At 45.3% G+C, this 393-nt stretch carries 1 protein-coding gene; it reads left to right on the top strand.

The window, feature by feature from the left end:
- Nucleotides 1–163 precede the first annotated feature (163 nt).
- A partial coding sequence (locus FJV41_RS56500; protein WP_281291694.1) for a TerC family protein occupies nucleotides 164–393 on the top strand: 230 nt, incomplete at its 3' end.

Here is a 393-nt window from a genome sequence, read left to right as displayed (position 1 = left end):
GCCCGCTGGTCGCGTCAACGTATCTGGTGGTCAGTATGTTGAAACTCGATTATTCCGAGAATCAATACTTTACCTTTAAATGGTCTCTGGTAAGTAGTTTACTCATGATTGTCGTTTCACTTCTTACCGGGATATTTCCTTTCTACGCTGCATAGAGTGTTTTATGACTTGGTTATTGGGTCAATGGGACGTCATCTTCATCCTGCTACAAATCATCGTAATCGACCTGCTATTGGGTGGCGATAACGCGGTGGTGATTGCCATGGCTTGCCGAAAGTTGCCGCCTCATCAACGCAACAAGGCGATTATTATCGGTACAGCCGGCGCAATTGTTGCACGAGTAGTTTTATTGATCGTGGCGGTTAAACTGCTGGATTTACCTTACCTCAAACT

Origin of the sequence: Myxococcus llanfairpwllgwyngyllgogerychwyrndrobwllllantysiliogogogochensis, assembly GCF_006636215.1 — a bacterium.
Classification (GTDB): domain Bacteria; phylum Myxococcota; class Myxococcia; order Myxococcales; family Myxococcaceae; genus Myxococcus; species Myxococcus llanfairpwllgwyngyllgogerychwyrndrobwllllantysiliogogogochensis.
This window is presented reverse-complemented; position numbering and strand designations above follow the sequence as displayed.